This window comes from Microbacterium sp. ANT_H45B (genome assembly GCF_008369345.1).
Classification (GTDB): Bacteria; Actinomycetota; Actinomycetes; order Actinomycetales; family Microbacteriaceae; genus Microbacterium.
In genome coordinates this window covers 179096-200068 of sequence record NZ_VOBK01000003.1, presented here as the reverse complement: position 1 = coordinate 200068, position 20973 = coordinate 179096, and the positions used below count along the sequence as shown (strand labels likewise).

Below are 20973 nucleotides of genomic sequence, written 5' to 3'. Positions count from 1 at the left end.
ATGTATCCGTGACCACCGCCGATCCCACGCTGCCGCTGTCTCCGTACCGAGAGATCGGCCGTGAGGAATGGGCGCGGTTGGCCGCGGGGCTCGACCAGCCGCTGACCGAGACCGAGGTCGTGGAGTTGCGCGGCATCGGCGATCGACTCGATCTCGCCGAGGTGCGCGAGGTGTACCTGCCGCTGAGTCGCCTGCTCAGCCTCTACGCGACCTCGACCAAGCGGCTGGGGGCGGCGACGAGCTCGTTCCTGCAGGAGGACGACACCACCACGCCGTTCGTGGTGGGCGTGGCCGGCTCGGTCGCCGTGGGCAAGTCCACCATCGCCCGTCTGCTGCGCGAGCTGATGAGCCGCTGGCCGGGGACGCCGCGGGTCGAGCTGGTGACGACGGACGGCTTCCTCTACTCGAACGCGGAGCTCGCGCGCCGCGGCCTGATGGATCGCAAGGGGTTCCCCGAGTCCTACGACCGCCGAGCCCTCATCGACTTCCTCACCGAGGTCAAGAGCGGCGCCGCCGAGGTGCGCGCCCCGTTCTACTCGCACATGCGCTACGACATCGTGCCCGATGCCCGCGTGGTCGTGCGTCGTCCCGACGTGGTGATCGTCGAGGGGCTCAACGTGCTGCAGCCGCCTGCCGCGCCGAACGATGTCGCGGTGAGCGACCTCTTCGACTTCTCGATCTTCGTCGACGCCGACACCTCGCACATCGAGAAGTGGTACGTCGACCGCTTCCTCGCCCTGCGCCAGGGGGCCTTCTCGAACCCGTCGTCGTACTTCAACGTGTTCGCGCACCTCACGGACGACGAGGCGATCACCACGGCACTCGGATACTGGAACGAGATCAACATGCCGAACCTCGTCGAGAACGTGATGCCGACCAAGCACCGTGCGCGCCTGGTGCTCAACAAAGGCGTCGACCACAGCGTCGAGAGCGTGCTGCTGCGCAAGCTCTGAGCGGCGGCATCCGCGTCGGCGCGGAAACCACGGGTTCGTTCGGCACCTTCGCAAAATCCCGCGCTTATTCTTGACCCCATGTGTGGAATCGTCGGATACGTGGGCCCGCGGCCCAGCCAGGAGATCCTTCTCGCGGGCCTCGCCCGTCTCGAGTACCGGGGCTACGACTCCGCCGGCGTCGCCGTGATCGACCGCGACGGATCGCTCGGCATGCGCAAGAAGGCCGGCAAGCTCGCTATGCTGCGCGACTCCCTCGCCGACGCCCCGCTTCCCGACGGAAGCACCGGGATCGGACACACCCGCTGGGCGACGCACGGTGGCCCCACCGACGAGAACGCGCACCCGCACCTCGCGGACGATGACCGGCTCGCGGTCATCCACAACGGCATCATCGAGAACTTCGCGGTCCTGCGTGACGAGCTGCTCGCCGACGGCGTGCGCTTCCGCAGCGAGACCGACACCGAGGTCGCGGCCGCTCTCCTCGGCCGCGAGTACCGCTCCAACGGCGGCGACCTGCAGCTCGCCTTCCGCGGTGTCGTCAACCGTCTGGAAGGGGCGTTCACGCTCCTCGCGATGCACCAGGACCACCCCGGCCTCGTCGTCGGTGCCCGCCGCAACTCGCCGCTGGTGATCGGCCTGGGCGAGGGGGAGAACTTCCTCGGATCCGACGTCGCCGCCTTCATCGAGCACACCCGCAAGGCGCTCGCCATCGGTCAGGACCAGATCGTCTCGATCACCCCGGATGCCGTCACCGTGACCGACTTCGCCGGCACGCCCGTCGAGGCCGAGCCTTTCGACGTCTCGTGGGACGCCGCCGCCGCCGAGAAGGGCGGCTGGTCGAGCTTCATGGCCAAGGAGGTCTCCGAGCAGCCCGAGGCCGTCGCGAACACGATCCGCGGACGCATCCGCGGCGAGCAGGTCGTGATCCCGGAGCTCGAGGGCCTGGACGACCTGTTCCTGGGCATCAACCGCATCATCATCACCGCCTGCGGCACCGCGTCGTACTCGGCGCTCGTCGGCAAGTACGCGATCGAGCAGTGGGCGCGCGTCCCCGTCGACGTCGAGCTCGCCCACGAGTTCCGCTACCGCGACCCGGTGATCGGGGCCGACACCCTCGTCGTGTCGATCAGCCAGTCGGGCGAGACCATGGACACGCTGATGGCCGTGAAGTACGCGCGCGAGCGCGGTGCCCGCACTCTGTCGATCTGCAACACCCAGGGGGCGACGATCCCGCGCGAGTCGGATGCCGTGGTCTACACCCACGCCGGTCCCGAGGTCGCGGTCGCCTCCACGAAGGCGTTCTCGGCGCAGATCACCGCGCTGCTGCTGCTCGGTCTGCACATGGGCCGTGTGCGCGGCTCCGTCGACGATGCATCGGCGGACGTCGCCGAGCTGCTGGCGCTTCCTGAGAAGATCGCGAAGGTGCTCGAGAGTGAGCACGATCACGTCAGCCAGCTGGCGGGCTGGATGGCGGACACCCGCTCGGTCCTGTTCCTCGGCCGCCACGTGGGCTTCCCGATCGCACTCGAGGGCGCGCTCAAGCTCAAGGAGATCTCCTACATCCACGCCGAGGGCTTCGCCGCGGGCGAGCTCAAGCACGGCCCGATCGCCCTGATCGAGCCGGGGCAGCCGGTATTCGTCCTCGTGCCGTCGCCGCGGCACTCCGCTGTGGTGCACTCGAAGGTGGTCTCCAACATCCAGGAGATCCGTGCCCGCGGCGCTCGCGTGATCGTCGTCGCCGAAGAGGGCGACGCGGCGGTTCTGCCGTTCGCCGACGAGGTCATCCGCATCCCGCTCGCCGGCGCGATGTTCGAGCCGCTGCTCGCGGTCGTGCCGCTGCAGGTGTTCGCGATGGCGCTCGCGACGGCCAAGGGGCTCGACGTCGACCAGCCGCGCAACCTCGCCAAGTCCGTCACGGTCGAGTAGCCCGGCCGGCCCTCGTTCTCGGGCCCTCGTTCGCGGGCCCTCATCTGCAGGCGTCCCGGCCGTCTGGCTGACGGATCCCCGCACGGCTGAACCGGGGTGCGCTCGAGATCCGCCATGGGGGAATCCTCCCGCCATCCGGCTCACGAGCGCGACCGCGCGAGCGCGCCCAGGATCGCGGCGATCACGACGTCCCACCCGTGGATGATCATGGCGTAGTCGAAGCGCAGCGTCTCGAACCCCCGTCGGGATGCCGCGGCATCCCGACTCAGGTCACGATGGCGTTCGGAACGGCCGGCGTGATTGTCCTTGCCGTCGGCTTCGAGGATGACGCGTCTCTCCACGACGAAGTCCACTCGCCCGACCCCGTCGATCGACACCTGTGTCTCCACTCGGATGCCGAGCAGATGCAGCCGCAGACGGATGATGGACTCCAGCCCGCTGTCTGCGTCATGGCGTGCGATGTCGGCAAGCCACCGAGCGCGCACCGGAAGAGCCGCACGGATGCGGCGCCGCGCGTCTGCGCCGATCAGGCCCAGCGCCCATGCCGACTCGTACGCGGCGAAGAAGAGTGTGGGCATCCGCCGATCCTCGTTCATCCGTCGGCCCGTGGTCACGGAGAATGCCGTGATCTGGGGACAGCCTCTGCGCCCCTGCACCTGGGGAGGAGCTGTCGGACGGGTCGGATGGCTGAAAATTCCCCGCTCGGCGGTCGGACGCCCCCGACAGGGCCCGCCCACCGGGGGAACGTCAGCCATCCGTGCCGGGGACTGGCCGGGCGGGGACGGGCGTGGAAAGAGGACGGGGCGGAACGCGGCCGGGGACGGCAGGGCGAGACACGGGGGGAGAGGCGGATGCCGCGACTAGGCTGAACGGGTGATCATCGGGACCGGCATCGACCTCGTGGACATCCCGCGATTCGAGCGGACCCTCGAGCGCACGCCACGACTCCTGGAGCGTCTCTTCGCGCCGAGCGAGCGCGGTCTGCGGCTGCCGTCGCTCGCCGCCAGATACGCGGCGAAGGAGGCGCTGATCAAGACGCTCGGCGGCTCGGACGGCGTGCACTGGATCGAGATCGAGATCGCGTCGGAGTCGTCGGGTCGCCCGCACTTCGTTCTGACCGGGAGCACCGCCGACGTCGTCGCGGAGCGCGGGATCACCCGACTGCACCTGACCCTCACGCATGACGCGGGACTCGCCGCGGCATTCGTCGTCGCCGAAGGAGAGCCGCTGTGACCGTCCCGTTCCGCGAGGCACGCATCGAGCTGGATGCGATCACCGACAACGTCCGTCACCTCCGTCGCCTCACCGGCGTCCAGGTCATCGCCGTCGTCAAGGCGAATGCCTACGGTCACGGCGCGGCGGCTGCAGCCGTGGCCGCGCTCGCCGGAGGCGCCACGCGGCTCGGCGTCGCCGAGATCCCCGAGGCGCTCGATCTGCGTCGACAGGGCATCACCGCGCCGATCGTCGCGTGGCTGCATGCCCCGGGCGAGAGGTTCGATCAGGCGGCGGCACACGACATCGAGGTGGGCATCTCGTCGTTCGATCAGCTGGAGGCGGCCGGTGCCGTCGCCTCGGTCGACCGCCCGGTGGGTGTGCATCTCAAGTTCGAGACCGGGCTGTCGCGCAACGGCGTAGCTCCCGCGGACTGGGGGCGCGTGCTGGCCGAGGCGGCGCGGCTCGAGCGCATCGGACGGCTGCGGATCATCGGACTCTTCAGCCACCTCTCGAACACGTCCCCGCAGGACGATCGCGAGGCGCTGGCGAGGTTCGAGCAGGGTGTGGAGATGGCGGCGTCGTTCGGCATCCACCCCGAGATCCGCCACATCGCGGCCACCGCCGCGGCCATCGACCTGCCCGAGATGCGACTGGACGCGGTGCGGATCGGCGTCGGCATCTATGGTCTCTCGCCCTTCGAGGACCGCTCGTCGGCCGAGCTGGGTCTGCGTCCGGCGATGACGCTGCGCGGCGCTGTCGCGGCCGTGCGCCGCGTGCCGGCCGGAACCGGGGTGTCGTACGGGTACGACCATCGCGCCCCGCACGACACGACGCTGGTGCTGGTGCCTCTCGGCTATGCCGACGGCGTGCCGCGTCAGGCATCGGGGCGGCTGCCGGTCTCCATCGCCGGCCGGCGCCATCTCAACGTCGGACGCATAGCGATGGACCAGTTCGTCGTGGACGTCGGCGACACCCCCGTCTCGATCGGCGACGAGGTGGTGCTGTTCGGCGACCCGACCCTCGGTGTGCCGTCGGCGGCGGAGTGGGCCAACGCCGCCTCGACCATCAACTACGAGATCGTCACGCGCATCGGCGCCCGCGTGCCCCGGCGGTCGGCATGAGCGTGGATCCGACGTTCCTCGGACATCACGAGATCGACACGTCCGCCGCGATGGAGCAGCTCGGGGTGCGCATCGGCGAGGGGCTGACCGCGGGCGACCTGCTCATCCTCACCGGGCCGCTCGGCGCGGGAAAGACGACCTTCACGCGCGGGCTCGCGCGAGGACTGGGTGTGCGCGGCCCCGTGCAGAGTCCCACGTTCGTGATCGCCCGCACGCACCCCTCGATCGTCGGACGCGCCCCACTGGTGCACGTCGACGCCTATCGGCTGGGATCGGATGCCGAGCTCGACGACCTCGATCTCGACCTCGCCCGTTCGGTCGTGGTCGTGGAATGGGGGCGCGGGATGGCGGAGGAGCTCGCCGACACCTGGTGGGACATCGAACTCGAGCGCCCGGTCGGCGGAGACGAGCTCCTCGACCCGTCGGAGCTCGACGCGGATGCACCGCGACGGGTGACCATCACCCGCGAAGGACGCTCGACGACCGCGGGGTGAACCCCGACTACCCTGGAGAGGTGATCCTCGCCGTCGACACCTCTCTGGGCACCGCCGTCGCCCTCATCGACGATGACGGCGTCCGGCTCTCCGACGCCTCTGCAGCGGATCCCCTCGGGCATGCCGAGGTGATCGGCGAGATGCTCGTCCGTGCCCTCGACGAGGCCCCGGGCAACGAGAGGGCGGGCGACGGAGCCCCCCTGATCGGCCACGTGGTCGCGGGCATGGGGCCCGGCCCCTTCACCGGGCTCCGGATCGGCATCGCGGCGGCACGCGCATTCGCGATGGGTCGCGGCATCCCGGTCGTCCCGGTGCCGAGCCACGCCGCCGCCGCACTCACCGCGATCGAGCACGACGGGATCGTCGGGCCCTTCGCGATCGTCACCGATGCGCGACGACGCGAGGTCGCGATCACGGTCTTCGACGGCACGGATGCCGACGGACTCCCGATCGTGATCGCCGACACCGTCCTCGTGCCGCGCGCCGAGGCGGACGAGCACCTGGGGGCCACCCGACGCATCGATGTCGAGACGCTCTCCGCCGTCGATCTCGCGCGCGTGGGGGCGCGAGCCGTCGCCGCCGGTCGGGTTCTCGCCGGCGACGAACCGCTCTACCTTCGCCAGCCCGACGTCCGCGTCCCCGGAGCGCCGAAGAGGGTCGGGCGATGACCCTGCGTGCGGCGACACCCCACGACCTGGACGCGATCATGGCGGTCGAGCGACGCTCCTTCCCGACCGACGCGTGGAGTCCTCAGGCGATGGCCGACGAGCTCTCGAGCCCCCACGGGCGCTACCTGGTCGACGAGCACGAGGGCAGCGTCATCGGCTACGGGGGAGTGCGCGCGCTGCAGGGATCCCGCGACGCCGACATCCAGACCATCGCCTTCGACGAGGAGCACCGGGGTGCCGGGCGCGGACGCGTACTGCTGCGCGCACTCCTGACCGCGGCGGCGGAGCGGGGTGCGCGAGAGGTCTTCCTCGAGGTGCGCGCCGACAACCCCGGCGCCGAGGGGCTCTATCTCTCCGAGGGGTTCGAGGAGATCGGGCGACGCCCGCGCTATTACCAGCCCGACGACGTCGACGCGATCGTGATGCGGCTCGCGCTGCGTGACCCCCGCACGGGCGGCGGAGCCGAACCCCTTCAGGATGCCGCGAAGGAGGGCGCCGAATGACCGAGCCGCTGGTGCTGGGCATCGAGACGAGCTGCGACGAGACCGGGATCGGCATCGTCCGCGGACGCACTCTGCTGTCGAACACGATCGCCTCGAGCATGGACGAGCACGCCCGCTACGGGGGCGTCGTGCCCGAGGTCGCCGCGCGGGCGCATCTCGAGGCGCTGCAGCCGTCGATCGATGCCGCGCTCGCCGAGGCGGGCGTGCGACTCGACGAGCTCGACGCCGTCGCCGTGACCAGCGGACCCGGTCTGGCCGGCGCCCTGATGGTCGGGGTCGGCGCCGCCAAGGGCCTCGCGGTGTCCCTCGACACGCCGCTCTACGCCGTGAACCATCTCGTGGGGCACATCGCCGCCGACATCCTGACCCCCGATTCCGATCCTCTGGAGTACCCGACGATCGCGCTGCTGGTCTCCGGCGGGCACACGTCGCTGCTGCACGTGCGCGACCTCACCACCGATGTCGAGATGCTCGGTGAGACCATGGACGACGCTGCCGGCGAGGCGTTCGACAAGGTCGCCCGGCTGCTGTCGCTGCCCTACCCGGGTGGGCCGGAGATCGATCGCGCGGCGCGGGAGGGCGATCCGAACGCCATCCGCTTTCCGCGGGGCCTGTCCCGCGCGTCGGATCTGGCCGCCCACCGTTACGACTTCTCGTTCTCGGGTCTCAAGACGGCCGTCGCCCGCTGGGTGGAGCGCTGCGAGGCCGATGGCGTGCCCGTGCCGGTCGCCGATGTCGCGGCGAGCTTCCGCGAGGCCGTGGTCGACGTGCTCGTGACGAAGGCGCTCGCCGCCTGCGCCGACCTCGGGGTGCCTCGCCTGCTGCTGGGCGGAGGCGTCATCGCCAATCGCCGCCTGCGCGAGGTCGCGCTCTCCCGCGCTGCGGCGGCCGGGGTCACCGTCCGCATCCCCCCGCTGTCGCTGTGCACCGACAACGGGGCGATGATCGCCGCCCTCGCCGCCGAGCTGATCTCGTCGGGACGCCGCCCGTCGACGCTCGCCTTCGGTGCCGATTCGACGCTGCCCGTGACCGAGATCCAGGTCGCCGAGCGGAGCGCGGTGTCGTGATGAGCGATGCGACACGGGGCGCCGACGCCGCAGGCACCGATCCGGCGGCGGGCGGGATCGTGCCGCCGGCCAGGATCGACAGGCCCAGCGGCGAGGTGGAGCGCCCGACGGGCGCCGCTCGTCTGCCGGGCGCCCGACGCGACGGCTACACGCGGCTGCCCACCGGGCCGGTCGGTGTCGAGCCGGTGATCGTGACCGGTCCGATGCTCGACGAGGTCAGGCGCGACACGGACTGGCAGCCCTCGACCGAGACCGGGACGGTGGCGGCCGCCGTCGATGACACCCGGCTCGCTCCGTGGGCGCTGATGGCCGCGATCGTCGCACTGGCCAGCTCGTTCTTCGTCGGCTGGGGGCTTCCGATCGCGGTGATCGCGGTCGTCGCCGCGATCATGTCGCTGCGTCGTCCCGTCGAGAGTCGCGCGATCGCGCGCTGGGCGCTGGTGCTCGGGCTGTGCGCGACGGTCTACAGCCTGGGCTGGCTCGTCTGGGCGGGGATGCAGTTCGAGAGACTCGGATAGCGGATGCTCGGTGCCGAAGAAGCGGTCGAGCTCCGTGCGCTGCAGGAGCGCGCGTACGGCCGCGAGGGGGCGCTGGGTGCCGACGAGGTGGCGCGGCTGCGCCGACTCGAGGCGCTCCGCCGGGCGCCGTCCCCGTCGCACACGGAATCCGAGCAGCCGGCGGCTCAGGGCGCTGCGGCCCCCGATGCTCCGTCATCCGTCTTCGTCGATCCGGCGGGAGAGTCCGCCCCGGCACCCGCGCCGGACTCGCAGGACACCGGCGCGGAGGGCTCCGCGCCGTCGCCGCGCCGGACGCACCACGGGCGCAGCGCTCTTCTGCTGGCGGCGGTGTGCATCGTGCTCGGCGTGGGGGCGGGATGGCTGCTCTTCGCCGACCGGGGCGCCTCGTCGATGTCGCTGACGTCGACGCAGCAGGAATGGCAGAACGCGATCGTGGCCTCGGGGCGGTACGACCCCGGCTCGGTGCGCGCGTTGCGCCAGGAGCAGGACGTGGTCGTCTGGTACGCCACCAAGGGCGACGGTGCCCAGGTGTGCGTCGTGCTGGGCGACGCCGAGTCGACGGCTCCCGCCTGCACGACTCGCGAGCAGGCGCTGGCGCAGGGGGTGAGCGCCAGCCTCGTGACGGTGGTCGACGACTCGCAGACCTTGGATGTCGACGCGTACATGTACTTGACCGATGAGGGCGCACCTGCGATCGTCACCAGCAGCTACATATCGATGCCGCAGTCGTCGGCCCAGTTCGCGAATCCCGAGGAGGCGGCTGTCGCGGTCTCCCTCGCGGAGGATGTCGGCCTCGACCGGCGCTCGATCATGGTCGTCGGCTACGACGGCGAGACGCCGATCTGGGTCGGCGTCGACAAGGCGACCCAGCGCTACTGTCTCGTCGTCGACGGATCGAGTCCCTCGCCGCCGATGGTGTGCGACGACAGCCTGATGCTGGCGGATGCCGACAGATCGCTCGGACTCGTCGTCGACGACGGCGACGGGAGCACCCGCTACGAGTACCGGTTCGGCTACGGTCAGGGATACCTCACGGTGACGAGGGACGGGGAGGGCGACGATGCCGCATGAGAGTGACGGTGCCGAACTGCGAGCGCTGCAGGCCAGGGCCTACGGTCGCGGCGGCGGACTCACCGATGCGGATGCCGCCCGTCTGGCCGCCCTCGAATCGGCCCGCTTCGCGACGGCTCCCGCACGCGCCGGGGGCGCCGAGGATCGCGCGATCGCCGAGGATCCCGCGCCTGCCGGCGATCCCGCAACGGTCGACGATGCGGCTCCGGTCGACGATGCGGCTCCTGCCGACGATTCCGTGTCCGACGATTCCGCCACGCCTGTCGGCGATGCCGCAACCGCCGACATCGCGCGCGGGACGGGCACCACGCGCAGAAGGTGGACGTCGCTCGTCGCCGCCTCGGCCGCCCTTCTGCTGGTCGGGCTCGGCGTCGGGTGGGCGGTGTTCGCGGAGAAGGGGGACGGGCTCTCCCTCACCGCGGAAGAACAGGAACGGCGGACGGCGCTCCAGGAGGACGGCGGGTACGACCCGGGGACCCTCGGGGTGATCGGTCGGGACGACGAAGCGCTGGTCTGGCTCGCCACGAAGGACGACGGCGCGATGACGTGCCTCACGCTCGACGTCGCTGCGGAGTCCTCGACCCAGTGCTCGCGCACCGATGAGTTCGGGGACGGCAACGCGTTCAGCTTCGGGGCGATGGTCGAATCCCCCGGTGGTGACGGCGACGAGCCGAGGCAGCAGATCTATGCGACGGCGGTGCAGGCGACCACGGGGGAGTACGTGGCCGTCATCCAGCGCTGGGATGTGGGCAGCAACGACTGGATGTCGCAGTTCGAGGGGGCGGAGCGGGATCGCGCGGAGCAGCTCGCGGACGAAGGATTCGTCGAGTACTCCTACTCGATCGTCGGCTATTACGGAGACGAGCCCGTCTGGTACGGGCAGCGCATCACGGACGGCCTGACGGAGGACTGCCTGGTCGTCGATGTGCTCGAGGCGACCCAGTGCGCCGCGGCGGGCGAGAGCCAGGAGAGCGGCATCGGCATCAAGACCATGAGCTTCGACGAGGGGGCGGGCATGACCACCACCTCGAGTGTCGAGCTCTCGTTCACCCGCACCGGCACGCCCTACCTCGTGGTGAGCGGCGACGTGCCGGCATCCGCGACGGGCACGGATGCGGGGTGACCGCGCCCCGGCTATCCGGCCGCGGCAACCCGGTCGGCGAGGATCGCACGCCGCTGGTCGCCGACGCGGGTGAGGATCAGCGTGGCCGACGCGTCACCCGTGAGCGCGAGCTTCTTGCGGAAGGCGGCGGGATCGATGTCCATCCCGCGCTTCTTGATCTCGAGGGTGCCGATCCGGTGGGACTTGAGAACGGCACTGATGGCCTTCGGGTTGGCCGGCATCGTCTCACGCACCCGGAAGCTCTGCACGAACGGGCTGGTCAGCGCTGAGTCCGAGGTCAGGTACGCGATCCGCTCGTCGAGCATCCCCGCCTCGAGTGAGCGCGCGACGTCGCCGATCAGACGGGCGCGGATCACCGCCCCGTCGGGTTCGTGCAGGAACGCGCCGAGCTCGCGCACCGGCGCGTCCTCGGCGTCGGCATCGGCGGTCATCTCGTGCGAGCGCTCGCCGCGGATGACCAGTGCTGCGCGGCGCACCCCTTCGCGTGCGAGTGCTCCTGTCCACAGGACCAGCTCGACGACGCTGCCCTCCGCGCTCACCCACTGCGCCTCGGCGTCGGCGGGGAGGGCGTCACGGTCGTGCCCGGGGCCGAGCTTGATGCCGGAAGGGATGCGGGATGCCAGCTCGAACGCCCAGTCCAACGGGGGAGAGTAGTCGTCGGACGAGACGCGGCGGGTCTCGCTGTGTCCTGAGGTGCGACGGGCGGGGTCCATCCAGATCGCGGTGACGCCGTCCGTCTCCGTCGGCGCATGCTCCTGCGCGGTGCCGTGCGCGACCGTGGCGCTCTCGGCGAACGGTGCGAGGTTGTAAGCGGCGATGGCCGCGGTGACCTCGTCGGCGTCGACCGCCGACACGTCGAGCCCGGCGCCGGCGAAGGCGAGGGAGTCCCCGCCGATGCCGCAGCCGAGGTCGGCGACGCCGGTGATGCCGGCGCGGCGCATCCGCTGGGCATGGCGGGCGGCGACGCCGAGGCGGGTGGCCTGTTCGAGACCCGCGCGGGTGAACAGCATCCGCGCGGCGAAGTCGCCGAACTTCGTCTGCGCACGAGAACGCAGTGCGGCCTGTCCGACCACGGCCGACACGAGGTCGGGGGAGTGGCCGGCGGCGCGCAGCCGCGACACGGCCCTCGCGACGTCGGCGCCCTGTTCGATCGGGCCGAGAGCGTCCAGCAGCTCCAGGCCCTCGGGGGTCAGCAGTGCGCGCAGTTCGGACATCTCCACCCGGCAAGCTTAGGCGGCGGCGAGGTCGGCACGATTGGCACTCGCATTGCATGAGTGCCAGCCGACGCCCTACACTGGGTGTTAGCACTCTCGGGTTGAGAGTGCGAAAAAGTCTTCCTGTCAGCGTCAAGAAAGAAGAGGTAGACCGTGTCGGTTTCCATCAAGCCGCTCGAGGACCGCATCGTCATCAAGCAGGTCGAGGCCGAGCAGACCACCGCGAGTGGCCTGGTCATCCCCGACACCGCCAAGGAGAAGCCCCAGGAGGGCGAGGTCGTGGCCGTTGGCCCCGGCCGCATCGATGACAACGGCAACCGCGTTCCGCTCGACGTCGCCGTGGGCGACCGTGTCCTGTACAGCAAGTACGGCGGCACCGAGGTGAAGTTCGGCGCAGACGAGTTCCTCGTCCTGTCGGCACGCGACGTGCTCGCGGTCGTCGTCCGCTGAGACAACGTCTTCGAAAGGGCCCGGATGCATCTCGCATCCGGGCCCTTTCCGTATGCCCGCTGAGTGCGGCTCCCGCCAGATCCGGGCGCTTTCCTGCCATTCTCCGGCTGAGCACGAGGCCGTGGCGATGACCCGAGTGGCGCGGCACTAGGGTTGTCCGGTGACCCCCACGAGCACCGCGATCCGCGCCACGCAGACGGCCGGTGTCGCCTACGCGGGCGGCGCCTATCTGCTCTGGGGCGTGCTGCCTCTGTACTTCCTGCTGCTCGCGCCGACAGGACCGTGGGAGGTCGTGGCCTGGCGGGTGCTGCTGTCGCTCCTGTTCTGCGTGATTCTGCTCACGGTGACTCGGGGATGGCAGGCCTTCGGCGCGATCGTCCGCCAGCCCCGGCTGCTGGGATGGACGGCCCTGGCCGGCGTGCTGATCTACGTCAACTGGCAGGTCTTCGTGTTCGGCACGCTCAGCCACAACGTCGTCGAGACCAGCCTCGGCTACTTCATCAACCCGATCATGACGGTGCTGCTCGGGGTGTTCGTGCTCAAGGAGCGCATCCGACGCCTGCAGTGGGTGGCTGTCGGCATCGCCTCGGTCGCGGTGATCGTGATCGTGGTGCTGTACCGGTCGTTCCCCTGGATCGCTCTCTCGCTCACCGTCTCCTTCGGCGTCTACGGGCTCATCAAGAAGAAGATCGGCCCGGCCGTCGACGCGATCAGCGGACTGACCCTCGAGTCGTTCTGGTTGATCCCCATCGCCGTGGTCCAGCTGGTGCTCGTCGCCACCGGCCCCGGCCTCACGATGGGGGCCAACGGCACAGGGCACGCCGTGCTGCTCGCTCTCGCGGGTGTCGCCACCGCCGTGCCCCTGCTGCTGTTCGCCGCGGGGACCCGGCGGATCGACCTCACGGTCATCGGGATGATCCAGTTCGTGACCCCCGTGATGCAGTTCATCATCGGCGCCGCCGTGCTCGGCGAGCCCATGCCGATCGAACGGTGGGTGGGGTTCGTCCTCGTCTGGGTCGCGATCGCGGTCTTCCTCGTCGACCTGGTGCTCGCCGCCCGTCGAGGGCGTCGGAACGGGCGCCCGGAACCGGTCTGAACTCCGGAATCACGCGGCGCGGAACCCGGTGTCGGATCGTTAACGCACCGAAACATCGGCGACCCCTACGCGAAGCCTTTCAGTCCTAGTGTTAGAGCCACCCGACCGTGGTCACAATCCACGGCCAGTCACGCAAGGGAGCATCATGACCTCATTCACGCGCTCGCGCAGCGCCCGATTCCTCGCGGGAGTCGCGCTGCTCAGCGTCTCGGCGATCGTCGTCGCAGGCTGCAGCAGCACCCCCTCGGACGACTCGTCCGACGGCGGCAGCACTTCCACCGCCGATCTGACTCTCAAGCTGGGGTCGCTGCTTCCGCAGACCGGCTCGCTGGCGTTCCTGGGCCCGCCCATGGAGTCGGGCGTGGGCCTCGCCGTCAAGGAGGTCAACGACGCCAAGGCGGGTGTGACCATCGACCTCACCGCCGAGGACGAGGGCGACACCGACACCAAGGCCTACGAGACCTCGATCACCAAGCTCCAGGGCGCCGGCGTCTCGGCCATCGTGGGTGCCGCAGCTTCCGGTGTCTCCAAGCTGATCCTCGACGGAAACGTCAGCGCAGGCATCCTGCAGATCTCCGCCTCGAACACCTCGCCCGACTTCACCGCCTGGGACGACGACGGACTCTACTTCCGCACCGCCCCCAGCGACCTGCTGCAGGGTGAGGTGCTCGGCAACCTGATCGCCGAAGACGGCGCCAAGTCGCTCGGCATCATCTACCAGAACGACGCGTACGGCACCGGCCTCGACGCGGCGATCAAGGAGACGTTCGAGGGCACCGGTGGCGAGGTCGTCGCCGAGGCGTCGTTCAACGTCGGCGACGCGCAGTTCGACGCACAGGTCGAGACCATCAAGGCGCAGAACCCCGACGCGGTCGCGATCGTGTCGTTCGACCAGTTCAAGACCCTCGCACCGCTGCTGGTGAACGCCGGCATCTCCGCCGACAAGTTCTACCTCGTCGACGGAAACCTGTCGGACTACGGCGACGAGATCCCGGTCTCGCTCGAGGGCGCCCAGGGCACGAAGGCCGGCCCCGCGCTCGCCGACGACTTCACCGACCGTCTGCAGACGTACTGGACGGGTGAGGGCAACTCCGAGGTCAAGGACTTCACCTACGCGGCCGAGGCGTACGACGCCGTCGTGCTCGTGGCGCTGGCCTCGCTGGCAGCAGACTCCACCGAGGGCGCGGACATCGCAGCCAAGATGCAGGAGGTCTCGGGCGGTTCGGGCGACGGCGAGAAGTGCACCAGCTTCGCCGACTGCGCCAAGATCATCAACGACGGCGGAACGGCCGACTACGACGGCTACTCCGGTGATGTCACGTTCGACGAGGCGGGCGACCCCCAGGGTGCCTCGATCGGCATCTACAAGTACGGTGCCGACAACATGATCGAGCGCACCAACTGATCATCGGTCACCGCACCCGCTGATCGCACACACGAGGGCCCCGGATGCCGCATCCGGGGCCCTCGTCCTACCTGCGGCGTCGTGCATGCCCCGTGAGGATACGGAAGAGGGGCGGATGCCGCAGCATCCGCCCCTCTTCCGTTTCGGTCGCTCAGGCGGCGTCGGTGCCCAGCGTGCCCAGATACAGTCCGATCACCTTCGGGTCGTTGAGCAGGTCGCGCCCGCTGCCCTCGTAGGCGTCCTTGCCCTGGTCGAGCACGTAGCCGCGGTCGCAGATCTGCAGGCATCGCCTGGCGTTCTGCTCGACCATGATGGTCGTGACGCCGGCCTTGTTGATGTCGGAGACCCGGATGAACGCGTCGTCCTGACGCACCGGGCTGAGCCCGGCCGACGGCTCGTCGAGAAGGAGCACCGAGGGGTTCATCATCAGGGCGCGCGACATCGCGACCATCTGCCGTTCACCGCCCGACAGGGAGCCGGCGCGCTGCTTGAGGCGCTTCCCCAGCTCGGCGAAGATGCCGGTGACGAACTCGAGCCGCTCGGCATACGCCTTGGGGTTCTGATAGAGCCCCATCTGCAGGTTCTCCTCGATGGAGAGCGAGGGGAACACGTTGTTCGTCTGCGGGACGAATCCCACGCCGCGTCTGACGAGCTTGTCGGCCTTGAGGCCGACGATGCTGTCGCCGTTCAGGGTGATCTCGCCGTCGCGGACGTTCACGAGGCCGAAGATCGCCTTCAGCAGGGTCGACTTGCCGGCGCCGTTCGGACCGATGATGCCGATCAGCTCTCCCTTGCGGGCGACGAGATTCGCGCCGTTGAGGATGTTCACCCCCGGCAGGTACCCGGCGTGCACGTCCTTCAACTCGACGACGACGTGGTCGTCCTGAACGGATGTGTCAGCGCTCATGCGCGTCCCTCCTGGGTGTCGTCGGCGTCGAGCTCTGCCCCGGCCTCTGCTTCGATCTGCTCGCGCAGCTTCACGGCCGCGGTGTCGGCGAGCACGGGGATGCGTCCGGTCACCGCACCCAGGTCGACGTCCTGATGGGCTCCGAGGTACGCGTCCACGACGGCCGGATCCTCCATGACCTCCTCGGGCGGCCCCTCGGCCACCACGCGCCCCTCGGCCATCACGACCACCCAGTCGGCGATGTGACGCACCATATGCATGTCGTGCTCGACGAAGAGCACGGTCATGCCCTGGTCCTTGAGGTCGAGGATGTGATCGAGCAGCGACTGCGTCAACGCCGGGTTGACGCCGGCCATCGGCTCGTCGAGCATCACCAGCGTCGGGTCGCTCATCAGCGCCCTGGCCATCTCGAGGAGCTTGCGCTGGCCTCCCGAGAGCGCGGCGGCGAAGTCCTTCTCCTTGGCGTCGAGTTTGAACCGGGCGAGGAGCTCGCGCGCTTTCACCTCGATCTCCTGGTCCTGCTTTCGCCACAGGAACGGGAACAGGCTCGACCAGAATCCCTCGCCGCGCTGGTTCGGGGCTCCGAGCTTCATGTTTTCGAGCACGGTCAGCAGCGACAGCGACTTGGTCAGCTGGAACGTGCGCACCTGGCCCATCCGAGCCACCTTGAAGGAGGGGACGCCCGACAGGTTCGTGCCGTCGAACGACCACGATCCGCTGTTCGGCTTGTCGAACCCGCACAGCAGGTTGAAGAGGGTCGTCTTGCCCGCGCCGTTCGGTCCGATCAGTGCGGTGATGGCGCCGCGGGGGATCTCGACGTGATCCACGTCGACGGCGGTCAGGCCGCCGAAGCGACGCTGCACGGCATCGACGACGAGGATCGGGTCGACCTTGGCGACGCCGGGGGCCGCGGGGCCCTTCGTGAGTCCCGTGGTCTTGGGGCGGCGGATGCTCCCTGTCGAGGGCGCCGCCTGGGCGCTCTCGTCGGGGGTCAGTTCATTTGACAAAGGTCATCTCCCTCTTGTCTCCGAGGATGCCCTGAGGTCGGAAGATCACGAGCAGCATCAGGGCGATGCCGACGAAGATGAACACCAGCGTGGATGCCTGGCTGTCGGACATGGGCAGGAGGCCGGCCTTCGCCATGCTCGGGAGCAGGTTGGCGAGGAACGCGAACACCACCCAGAACAGGATCGCGCCGAGCGTGGGTCCGAAGACCGTCGCGGCGCCTCCGAGCAGCAGCACGGTCCAGAGGAAGAACGTGAGCGAGGTCGTGTAGCTGCCGGGCACGACGGCGGAGGGGAGGACGAACACGATCCCACCGGCTGCGCCGACGATGCCGCCGACCACGAGCGCCTGCATCTTGTACGCGAAGACGTTCTTGCCGAGCGACCGCACGGCATCCTCGTCTTCGCGGATGCCCTTGAGCACGCGACCCCAGGGGCTGCGCATCAGCGCCCAGACCACGAGGATCGACACCGCGAGCAGCACCACGCCGAACACGCGGTTCCAGAGGTCGTTGGCGGTGTAGGTCCAGGGCCCGAAGCCGTAGGTGCCCGGGGGGAAGGGGTTCGCGTCGCGGAACCCGCCGTTGTACTGCGCGAGTCCGTCGGCCGAGTTCGTGAACTCGTCGAACACCTGGGTCGTGAACAGCAGTCGCACGATCTCCCCGGCCGCGATCGTCGCGATGGCGAGGTAATCGGCGCGGAGCCGCAGGGTCGGGATGCCGAGGAGGATCGCGAACAGGGCGCCGCCGCAGAGGCCGATGAGCATGCCCACCCACCAGGGGAGCCCGAAGGAGAGGACGGAGATGGCGTAGCCGTAGCCGCCGACCGCCATGAACGCGGCCATGCCGAAGTTGAGCAGACCGGCGTAGCCGAAGTGCACCGCCAGACCGGTCGCCGCCAGCGCGTACGCGATGGTGACGGGGCTGAACAGGTAGACGGCCGTGTTGGAGAAGATGCTTCCGAAGTCCATCGTCAGCCCAACCTTTCCTTGCGTCCGAGCAGGCCCTGCGGCCTCACCAGGAGGATGACGATGAGAACGACGAGCGCGCTCGCGTACTTGAGGTCGGACGGGATCCACAGCGTGGAGACCTCGACCGCGATGCCCACGATGAGCGAGCCGACGAGGGCGCCGAACGCGGTGCCGAGCCCGCCGAGCGTGATGGCCGCGAAGATGAGCAGGAGCATCTGCATGCCCATGTCCCACTTCACGCCGGGGCGGAAGTACGCCCAGAGGATGCCGGAGATCGCGGCCAGGGTGCCGGCCAGGATCCACACGTAGCGGATGACGCGGTCGACGTCGATCCCCGACGCCGCCGCGAGCTGCGGGTTGTCGGAGATGGCTCTCGTCGCCTTGCCGATGCGGGTCCTGGTGAGGAACCACGCGACTCCGAGGATGACGACGATGCTGACCGCCATCGCGATCATGTCGATGTACGACAGCGAGATCGGGCCGAGGCGGATCGGCTCGGGGCTGGCGCCGGGCAGCTGCTGCGTGCCGCCGCCGATCATGTACTGGAACACGTAGCGCAGGGCGAGCGAGAGACCGATGCTGACGATCATGAGCTGGACGATGCCCAGGCCGCGCCGTCGCAGCGGCCGCCAGATGCCCGCGTCGAGTGCCCAGCCGAAGAGCCCTCCGCCGATCACCGCCGCGGCGATCCCGAGCCACAGCGGCAGATGCCAGAAGCTCGTGGTGACCAGGGCGACCAGGCCACCCCAGGTGACCATCTCGGCGTGGGCGAAGTTGGACAGGCGGGTCGTGCCGTAGATCAGCGCCGCGCCCATCGACGCGAGCGCCAGGAGGAGGCCGAAGTTCAGCCCGCCGACGAGTCGGGAGGCGAGCTGATCGATGAACGACACGGTGATCCGCTCGCCCTCGCCGAGGAAGAGGTTGGTGATCTTGGTGCCGGTGAGACCGAACTCGACCTCGAACGACGCCGTGGTCCCCGCGATCGGCTGCGCGCCCTCGGGGAGCTGCGCGGCGTCGACGATCACGCCCTCGGGCAGGGTCTCCTCGTCGACGGTGAGGGTGTACGTCTCCTTCTCGGGCACGTACAGGCGCCACTTGCCCTCGGCGTCCGTCTCGGTCTCACCCTCGAAGCCGTTGCCCTCGATGGTCATGACCACACCCTCGACCGGTGCGTCCTCGAAGGTGATGACGCCGGCGAAGTAGAAGTCGGTGATCTCCTGACCGTCGTCCGTCTCTTCGGCGGAGGCCGCGGACGGAGGCTGCAGCCAGAGGAAAGCGATGGCGAGGAGCGATGCCAGCAGGACGATGACCCACCGCACTCCGCTTCGATTCGCCGAGATCGTCGGACGCACAGAACCTCCACCCGGTACACAGGCCAGCGACGGAGTTGTGCATCGGCCTTGATGTACGACGGTATGAGCGTAATGTGTCGGCTCTGTTTCGACCAAGGCACGATCTGCTCACGCTGGGAACGATCCCATCACGAAGTTGCCCACGATGCTCGTCCCCGGACGCATCCGTTCCGTGCGGTGACGGCGGCGCGCGGGAATTTCCCCGGCCTCCCGACACTTAGAATTGGTACACCCTCGCCCGAGATCCCGCCCGCAGGAGGACAATCCATGGACCAGCACGACCCCTTCGGCTTCGTCGGACTCACGTATGACGACGTGCTGCTTCTTCCCGGGCACACCGATGTGATCCCCAGCGAGGCGGACACCTCCTCGCGGATCACGCGCCGCATCTCGGTCGCGACCCCGCTGCTCTCGAGCGCCATGGACACCGTCACCGAGTCGCGCATGGCCATCGCGATGGCACGCGAAGGCGGCATCGGCATCCTGCACCGCAATCTCTCGATCGCCGATCAGGCCGCTCACGTCGACCGCGTCAAGCGCAGCGAGTCGGGCATGATCACCGACCCGATCACGACGACCCCGGACGCGACCGTCGAAGAGGTCGACGCGCTCTGCGCCAAGTACCGCATCTCGGGGCTCCCGGTCGTCGACGCCGACGGACGCCTCGTGGGGATCATCACGAACCGCGACATGCGCTTCGTCTCGGGCTTCGAGCGTCAGACCACGTTCGTGAAGGACGTCATGACCTCCGAGGGACTCGTCACCGCACCGGTGGGCGTCGCCGCAGGCGAGGTCATCGCCCTCTTCGCACACCATCGAGTGGAGAAGCTGCCGCTCATCGATGAGGACGGCAAGCTCGCGGGTCTCATCACCATCAAGGACTTCGACAAGAGCGAGAAGTACCCGCTGGCCACGAAGGACGACCAGGGTCGTCTGCGCGTCGGTGCGGCGATCGGCTTCTTCGGCGATGCCTGGGAGCGGGCAGAGGCGCTGCGCGACGCCGGCGTCGACGTGCTCGTGGTCGACACCGCCAACGGTCAGTCCCAGGGCGTGATCGAACTGGTCAAGCGCATCAAGGCCGACGAGAGCTTCGCCCACATCGATGTGATCGGGGGCAACGTCGCGACCCGCGAGGGTGCTCAGGCGCTCGTCGATGCCGGCGTCGACGCCGTCAAGGTCGGCGTGGGCCCCGGCTCGATCTGCACGACTCGCGTCGTCGCCGGAGTCGGTGTGCCGCAGGTCACGGCCGTCTACGAGGCGTCTCTCGCCGCCCGCCCCGCCGGCGTGCCGGTGATCGCGGACGGCGGACTGCAGTACTCGGGCGACATCGCCAAGGCGCTCGTCGCCGGGGCTGACGCGGTCATGCTCGGCTCGCTGCTCGCCGGGACCGACGAGTCGCCGGGTGAGATCGTCTTCCAGTCGGGCAAGCAGTTCAAGCAGTACCGCGGCATGGGCTCGCTGGGTGCGATGCAGACCCGCGGCAAGCAGACCTCGTACTCCAAGGACCGCTACTTCCAGGCCGACGTGCCCAGCGACGACAAGCTCATCCCCGAGGGCATCGAGGGGCAGGTGCCGTACCGCGGTCCGGTGGCGGCCGTGGCATACCAGCTCGTCGGCGGTCTGCGTCAGTCGATGTTCTACGTGGGCGCTCGCACGATCGAGGAGCTCCAACAGCGCGGCAAGTTCGTGCGCATCACGGCGGCGGGGCTCAAGGAGTCCCACCCGCACGACGTGCAGATCGTCGTCGAGGCGCCGAACTACAAGCGCTGAGCGACACGACCAGGGGCCGGATGCGATCGCATCCGGCCCCTCGTCGTGGGTGCTCCGTGCGTCGGCCGAGGTCAGGGGCGCGCCGCGCCGATGCTGCGCGGGCGGCGGCGCTCGACGCGGTCAGCCGATGCCCCGCGAAGACCCCC

21 protein-coding genes are annotated in these 20973 nt (G+C 69.5%); 15 read left to right on the top strand and 6 right to left on the bottom strand.

Annotated elements, in window-relative coordinates:
* Positions 1-8: 8 nt before the first annotated feature.
* A complete protein-coding gene (gene coaA / locus FQ142_RS13165) occupies positions 9-953 on the top strand; it encodes a type I pantothenate kinase (protein ID WP_149423663.1) in 945 nt (314 codons plus the stop codon).
* Between the two features lie 78 nt (positions 954-1031).
* A complete protein-coding gene (glmS, locus tag FQ142_RS13160) occupies positions 1032-2879 on the top strand; it encodes a glutamine--fructose-6-phosphate transaminase (isomerizing) (protein WP_056412265.1) in 1848 nt (615 codons plus the stop codon).
* Positions 2880-3019: 140 nt separating this feature from the next.
* Here glmS and FQ142_RS13155 read toward each other — a convergent pair whose 3' ends face one another.
* Entirely contained in the window at positions 3020-3457 is a 438-nt protein-coding gene (locus FQ142_RS13155) for an endonuclease domain-containing protein (RefSeq protein WP_262492151.1), read from the bottom strand.
* A 295-nt stretch (positions 3458-3752) separates the two neighbouring features.
* On the opposite strand from FQ142_RS13155, the gene FQ142_RS13150 reads away from it, so the two are divergent.
* The 9 genes from FQ142_RS13150 to FQ142_RS13110 are packed head-to-tail and all read left to right on the top strand — an operon-like array spanning position 3753 to position 10659.
* Entirely contained in the window at positions 3753-4112 is a 360-nt protein-coding gene (locus FQ142_RS13150; RefSeq protein WP_056412260.1) for a holo-ACP synthase, read from the top strand.
* On the top strand, positions 4109-5215 hold the full coding sequence (alr, locus tag FQ142_RS13145) for an alanine racemase (protein ID WP_149423661.1): 1107 nt from the start codon (positions 4109-4111) through the stop codon (positions 5213-5215). Before FQ142_RS13150 ends, alr begins: the two co-directional genes overlap by 4 nt.
* Complete coding sequence (gene tsaE, locus FQ142_RS13140; RefSeq protein WP_149423660.1) at positions 5212-5709, top strand: tRNA (adenosine(37)-N6)-threonylcarbamoyltransferase complex ATPase subunit type 1 TsaE; 498 nt, start codon at positions 5212-5214, stop codon at positions 5707-5709. The genes alr and tsaE overlap by 4 nt, the downstream gene beginning before the upstream one ends.
* 20 nt (positions 5710-5729) lie before the next feature.
* Complete coding sequence (tsaB, locus tag FQ142_RS13135) at positions 5730-6377, top strand: tRNA (adenosine(37)-N6)-threonylcarbamoyltransferase complex dimerization subunit type 1 TsaB (protein ID WP_149423659.1); 648 nt, start codon at positions 5730-5732, stop codon at positions 6375-6377.
* Complete coding sequence (gene rimI / locus FQ142_RS13130; protein ID WP_149423658.1) at positions 6374-6880, top strand: ribosomal protein S18-alanine N-acetyltransferase; 507 nt, start codon at positions 6374-6376, stop codon at positions 6878-6880. Before tsaB ends, rimI begins: the two co-directional genes overlap by 4 nt.
* Complete coding sequence (tsaD, locus tag FQ142_RS13125; RefSeq protein ID WP_149423657.1) at positions 6877-7947, top strand: tRNA (adenosine(37)-N6)-threonylcarbamoyltransferase complex transferase subunit TsaD; 1071 nt, start codon at positions 6877-6879, stop codon at positions 7945-7947. Before rimI ends, tsaD begins: the two co-directional genes overlap by 4 nt.
* Positions 7947-8465: a hypothetical protein gene (locus tag FQ142_RS13120; RefSeq protein ID WP_262492150.1), complete on the top strand. Its 519-nt coding sequence runs from the start codon at positions 7947-7949 to the stop codon at positions 8463-8465. Before tsaD ends, FQ142_RS13120 begins: the two co-directional genes overlap by 1 nt.
* Positions 8466-8468: 3 nt before the next feature.
* The gene (locus FQ142_RS13115; RefSeq protein WP_149423656.1) at positions 8469-9536 is read left to right on the top strand and encodes a hypothetical protein; all 1068 of its coding nucleotides are present in this window, start codon (positions 8469-8471) and stop codon (positions 9534-9536) included.
* Positions 9526-10659, top strand: a complete 1134-nt coding sequence (locus FQ142_RS13110) for a hypothetical protein (protein WP_149423655.1) — start codon at positions 9526-9528, stop codon at positions 10657-10659. The genes FQ142_RS13115 and FQ142_RS13110 overlap by 11 nt, the downstream gene beginning before the upstream one ends.
* 11 nt (positions 10660-10670) lie before the next feature.
* Here the strand turns inward: FQ142_RS13110 and FQ142_RS13105 are convergent, their stop codons facing one another.
* Positions 10671-11879, bottom strand: a complete 1209-nt coding sequence (locus tag FQ142_RS13105) for a class I SAM-dependent methyltransferase (RefSeq protein ID WP_149423654.1) — start codon at positions 11877-11879, stop codon at positions 10671-10673.
* A 147-nt stretch (positions 11880-12026) separates the two neighbouring features.
* Between FQ142_RS13105 and groES the strand changes: the two genes are divergently transcribed.
* The 3 genes from groES (at position 12027) to FQ142_RS13090 (ending at position 14824) form a co-directional block, all read left to right on the top strand.
* Positions 12027-12323 carry a co-chaperone GroES gene (gene groES / locus FQ142_RS13100; protein WP_017203655.1) on the top strand — a complete coding sequence of 99 codons (297 nt, stop codon included), beginning with the start codon at positions 12027-12029 and terminating at the stop codon, positions 12321-12323.
* A 160-nt stretch (positions 12324-12483) separates the two neighbouring features.
* Entirely contained in the window at positions 12484-13419 is a 936-nt protein-coding gene (gene rarD, locus FQ142_RS13095) for an EamA family transporter RarD (protein WP_056412236.1), read from the top strand.
* A 145-nt stretch (positions 13420-13564) separates the two neighbouring features.
* Positions 13565-14824 (top strand): ABC transporter substrate-binding protein, encoded by a 1260-nt coding sequence (locus tag FQ142_RS13090; RefSeq protein ID WP_149423653.1) that lies wholly within the window; start codon positions 13565-13567, stop codon positions 14822-14824.
* Between the two features lie 151 nt (positions 14825-14975).
* Here FQ142_RS13090 and FQ142_RS13085 read toward each other — a convergent pair whose 3' ends face one another.
* From FQ142_RS13085 to FQ142_RS13070, 4 genes are read right to left on the bottom strand one after another with little or no spacing between them, the layout of a single operon-like run.
* On the bottom strand, positions 14976-15731 hold the full coding sequence (locus tag FQ142_RS13085; RefSeq protein WP_149423652.1) for an ABC transporter ATP-binding protein: 756 nt from the start codon (positions 15729-15731) through the stop codon (positions 14976-14978).
* Positions 15728-16681 (bottom strand): ABC transporter ATP-binding protein, encoded by a 954-nt coding sequence (locus FQ142_RS13080; RefSeq protein WP_149424137.1) that lies wholly within the window; start codon positions 16679-16681, stop codon positions 15728-15730. Before FQ142_RS13080 ends, FQ142_RS13085 begins: the two co-directional genes overlap by 4 nt.
* A 46-nt stretch (positions 16682-16727) precedes the next feature.
* Entirely contained in the window at positions 16728-17705 is a 978-nt protein-coding gene (locus tag FQ142_RS13075; RefSeq protein WP_045253389.1) for a branched-chain amino acid ABC transporter permease, read from the bottom strand.
* A gap of 2 nt (positions 17706-17707) precedes the next feature.
* The gene (locus tag FQ142_RS13070; protein ID WP_253385641.1) at positions 17708-19024 is read right to left on the bottom strand and encodes an ABC transporter permease subunit; all 1317 of its coding nucleotides are present in this window, start codon (positions 19022-19024) and stop codon (positions 17708-17710) included.
* Positions 19025-19324: 300 nt separating this feature from the next.
* Between FQ142_RS13070 and guaB the strand changes: the two genes are divergently transcribed.
* Entirely contained in the window at positions 19325-20827 is a 1503-nt protein-coding gene (gene guaB, locus FQ142_RS13065; protein ID WP_149423650.1) for an IMP dehydrogenase, read from the top strand.
* The last annotated feature ends 146 nt before the right edge of the window (positions 20828-20973 follow it).